The organism is Halorubrum sp. AJ67 (assembly GCF_000513435.1).
Genome location: NZ_CBVY010000002.1, coordinates 235,605 through 239,670, shown reverse-complemented (window position 1 = coordinate 239,670; position 4,066 = coordinate 235,605). Strand labels below are relative to the sequence as shown.

At 69.0% G+C, this 4,066-nt stretch carries 4 protein-coding genes and 2 pseudogenes (1 of these 6 running past the window's edge); all 6 read left to right on the top strand.

Annotation, left to right across the window (positions count from 1 at the left end; genetic code table 11):
• Positions 1-238 (top strand): annotated as a pseudogene (locus BN903_RS03050) (class I adenylate-forming enzyme family protein); the annotation flags it as partial.
• A gap of 153 nt (positions 239-391) precedes the next feature.
• Positions 392-1,093 carry a helix-turn-helix domain-containing protein gene (locus BN903_RS03045; protein WP_048076319.1) on the top strand — a complete coding sequence of 234 codons (702 nt, stop codon included), beginning with the start codon at positions 392-394 and terminating at the stop codon, positions 1,091-1,093.
• Positions 1,094-1,233: 140 nt separating this feature from the next.
• Positions 1,234-2,658, top strand: coding sequence for an ABC transporter substrate-binding protein (locus tag BN903_RS03040; RefSeq protein WP_048076318.1), 1,425 nt, complete (start codon positions 1,234-1,236; stop codon positions 2,656-2,658).
• Complete coding sequence (locus BN903_RS03035) at positions 2,658-3,533, top strand: ABC transporter ATP-binding protein (RefSeq protein WP_048076317.1); 876 nt, start codon at positions 2,658-2,660, stop codon at positions 3,531-3,533. Before BN903_RS03040 ends, BN903_RS03035 begins: the two co-directional genes overlap by 1 nt.
• Positions 3,530-4,066 (top strand): ABC transporter ATP-binding protein (locus BN903_RS17125; RefSeq protein WP_195155693.1); only part of this gene is annotated, 537 nt, incomplete at its 3' end. The genes BN903_RS03035 and BN903_RS17125, both read left to right, overlap by 4 nt.
• Positions 4,055-4,066: pseudogene (locus tag BN903_RS03030) on the top strand (branched-chain amino acid ABC transporter permease); it runs 966 nt beyond the window's last position. The gene BN903_RS17125 and the pseudogene BN903_RS03030, both read left to right, overlap by 12 nt.

The following is a 4,066-nucleotide window of genomic DNA, read 5'->3' as shown; positions in this document are numbered from 1 at the left end:
TCTCCCCGGGATCGAGGAGGCGGTCGTGATCGGCGTCCCGAGCGAGCGGTGGGGGACGGTCGGGAAGGCGGTCCTCGTCGGCGACGAGTCGCTGACCCTCGACGATGTCGAGTCGCACCTCGCCTCGCGGGTCGCCCGCTACGCGGTCCCGAAGGAACTCGCGTTCGTCGACGAGATGCCGACCTCGGGGCCCTCGAAGATCGACCGCGCGGCGCTGAAAGAGCGGTTCGGCGGGTAGGGCGGAGCGGTCGGGTCGCGTTCGTCCGCGACCCCCGACGGCCGCCGAAACGCCTCGGAACCGTCGACGGCCGCCGAGACCGTCGGTGACCGCCCGCGCTCGCCATAATTCTACAGGAACAACCATTATATACCCGCGGAATAAGGACGGAGCATGCTCGACGTCACGATGGATATGGAGCAGTTCGACTGCCCGTTCATCGACACCTCCGCCGACCACGACGTCGCCTTCTCCGCGATGCACTGGCAGCTCGACACGGCCGCCGAGCAGCTGGAGACGCGGCTGCTCGTGGAGTCGCCGGACCGGTACGAGCTGGGCGAGGGGCTCTCGGCGCTCCGCGACCACGAGAACATGGCCGAGTACCGCCTGTTCTCGAAGCAGGACGGGACCGCCATCATCCGCACCGTCATCGAGGAGACGAACGCCATGTCGACGATAACCGACCACGGCGGCTACATCACCGGCCCGTTCCGCATCGCCGACGGCTCCGAGCGCTGGCAGGTCGGCTTCGACGACGAGGCGACGACGGAGGACGCGCTCCACGACCTGGAGAAGGGCAACGAGTTCGTCGTCGAGGACCGCTCCGAGCTGTCGATGGAGGCGCTGTTCGACACGATGCGGAACGCGAACGCGGCCTCGACGATGCTGGGGGCGTGCCGCGACCTGACCGACGTCGAGCGGGAGACCATCGAGACGGCCGCGGACGAGGGGTACTTCGAGTCGCCGCGCGAGGCGACGCTGTCGACGCTGGCCGACGAGTTCGACGTCTCGACGGCCGCCGTCTCGAAGAACATGCGCCGCGGCGAAAAGAAGCTCCTCCGCAGCGTCGTCGAGGCGCTCGACCGACTGGAGTAGCCCCGACGCGAGAGACCCCGCGGTCGCGGAACGGATATTCGGCGCTTCAGCCCCGGAAATAAGCGTAATCCGGAGATTTCACGTGGGCTGTTAACATCTTAACTCGGCCCTTCATTGTGGTGTCCGTTCTCGGATCGTGTATGCGAGACGACCACACACGGCGATCGTACCTGCGACGAACCAGCGCCGCGGTCGGCGCAGCCGGACTCACCGGGCTCGCCGGCTGTTCCGGCGGCGGAGACGGCTCGGACGGCTCGGACGGCTCCGACGGGGGAGACGGGATGGACGGGGGAGACGGCGGGGATGGCGGCGACGGCGACCTCTCCGGCGAGACGATCCGGATCGGCGCGCTCCAGCCGACATCCGGCGACCTCCAGTACTACGGACAGATCAGCCTGCGCGGGTTCTACTCCGGGCTGGCGTACAAACACGACCTCGACCCAATCCAAGAGGCGACGCCGGGGACGTACACGGTCGAGCCGGACGGCGGCCCGACCTACGAGATCATCGTCGAGGACACCGGATTCAGCCCGGACACGGCCCAGAGCGTCGCGACCGACCTCGTGGTCGACGACGAGGTCGACGTGCTGTTCGGCGGCACGTCCTCCGACAGCGCGCGCCGCGTGATCGACACGGTCGTCGACGAGACGGACGTTCCCTACCTGATCGGGCCGGCCGCCGACGCCGGCATCACGGTCAGCGACGAGTTCTGTCATCCGCTGGCGTTCCGCGCGAGCGAACACACCGCGATGGACGCCCGCGCCGGCGGGACGTACGTCGCCGAGAACTTCGACATCAACACGGTGGCGATCTTCGCGTCCGACAACGCGTTCGGACAGAGCGTCGCGAGCAACTACGCCGAGGTGTTGGAGGCCAACGGCGTCGACGTCCTCGAACCGCGGTTCGTCGAGGTCGGCTACTCCGAGTTCGACGGGCTCTTCGAACAGGCCGTCTCCGACGGCGCGTCGGGCGTCGTCGGCGGCTTCACGGCGTCGACGCTGCCCCAGTTCCTCACGTCGGCGATCTCGTACGACGTCCAGGTGTTCGGCGGGTTCGCGGCGCTCCTGACTACGCAGCTCATCGGCGGCACCATCCAGTCGGAACTTGGCGAGGACTTCACCGCGCAGGACATCAAAGACGCCGGTCTCGGGCCGTTCACCAGTCGCTACCACTGGAACCAGTACGAGAACCCCATCAATGAGGAGTTCCGGCAGATGCACATCGACGCGTACGGGATCGTCCCCGACCTGTTCAGCTCCGGGACGTTCACGGCCGCGTCGGCGCTCTCGCAGGCGGTCTCGGAGGCCGGATCGACCGACGGGGCCGACGTCGCCGACGCGCTGCGCGGGATGACGGTCGCGGACACGCCGAAGGGGGCGGACGGGTACACGTTCCAGGAACACAACAACCAGGCCGCCTCGCAGATGACCGTCGCGTGGCCCGTCCCGACCAGCGACGAGTACGCCGACACGTGGGACGCGCCGATCATGCCCGGCGAACCGGAACAGCGGCTCGACGCCGAGGACGTGATGGTCCCCGAAGAGGACGCGAGCTGCTCGCTGTAATGCTGTTAGAGACCGAGGGGCTCACGAAGCGGTTCGGCGGCATCACCGCCGTCGACGGTGTCGACTTCGCCTTAGAGGCCGGCGAGCTCTGCTCGATCATCGGCCCGAACGGCGCGGGGAAGACGACGTTCTTCAACCTGCTCACGGGCGTGTTGGAGCCGTCCGACGGACGCATCCGGTTCGACCCGCCCGACCGCGCCGACAGCGACGCGTCGGTCGACATCACGGCGGCCTCGCCGGACGAGACGGCGCTCGCGGGGATCCACCGGTCGTACCAGATCACGAACCTCTTTCCGACGCTGTCGGTGCTGGAGAACGTCCGCGTCGCGGCGCAGGCGAGCCGCGGGAACGACTCTTGGAAGCTGTGGCGCAACGTGACCGAGTTCGAGGACCACTACGCCGAGGCGACCCGGATCCTCGAACGGATCGGGCTGGCGGGCGATGCCGAGACCGTCACGGAGAACCTGAGCCACGGCGAGAAGCGCAGCCTCGAGATCGGCGTCGCGCTCGCGGGGGACCCGGACCTCCTCCTGCTCGACGAGCCGACGGCCGGCGTGTCGAGCGAGGGCGTCGAGGAGGTCGTCGCGCTGATCGAGGACGTGGCGGCGGACCACTCGGTGATGCTCATCGAACACAACATGGAGGTGGTGATGGACATCTCCGACCGGATCGCGGTCCTCCACCGCGGGGAGCTGATCGCCGACGGACCGCCCGAAGACGTGCGCGGCGACGAGGTCGTTCAGGAGGCGTACCTCGGCGGCTACGGCCGCGAGGGGTCCGAAGACGGATTCGCCGAGAGCGAGACCGCGACCGACGACGGGGACGCCGCCGCCGACGGCGGCCGTCGCGTCCGCGCCGGGGGTGAACCGCGGTGACGATCCTCGAACTGGACGGCGTCCACACCTACTACGGCGAGAGCCACATCCTCCAGGGGCTGTCCCTGTCGGTCGAGGAGGGAGAGATCGTCGCCTTAGTCGGGCGGAACGGCGTCGGGAAGACGACGACGCTCCGCACCGCGCTCGGGCTGACGCCGCCGCGCGAGGGGACGGTCCGGTTCCACGGGACGGACGTGACGGGGATGGAGCCGCACGCGATCGCCGCCCGCGGGATGGGATGGGTTCCCGAGGAGCGGCGCGTGTTCTCGCACCTCACGGTCGAAGAGAATCTCCGCGTCGCCGCGCACTCCGCGGCCGATCCGGACGCGCGGGTCGCGGAGGCGTACGAGCTGTTCCCGGCGCTCGACCGCTTCAGCGACAAGGAGGCGGGCGACCTGAGCGGCGGGCAACAGCAGATGCTCGCCATCGCCCGCGGCATGGCCGGCGACAACGACCTGCTGCTCGTCGACGAGCCGAGCGAGGGGCTCGCGCCGCAGATCGTCGAGGATGTCGTCGAGGCGCTGCGTGCGGCC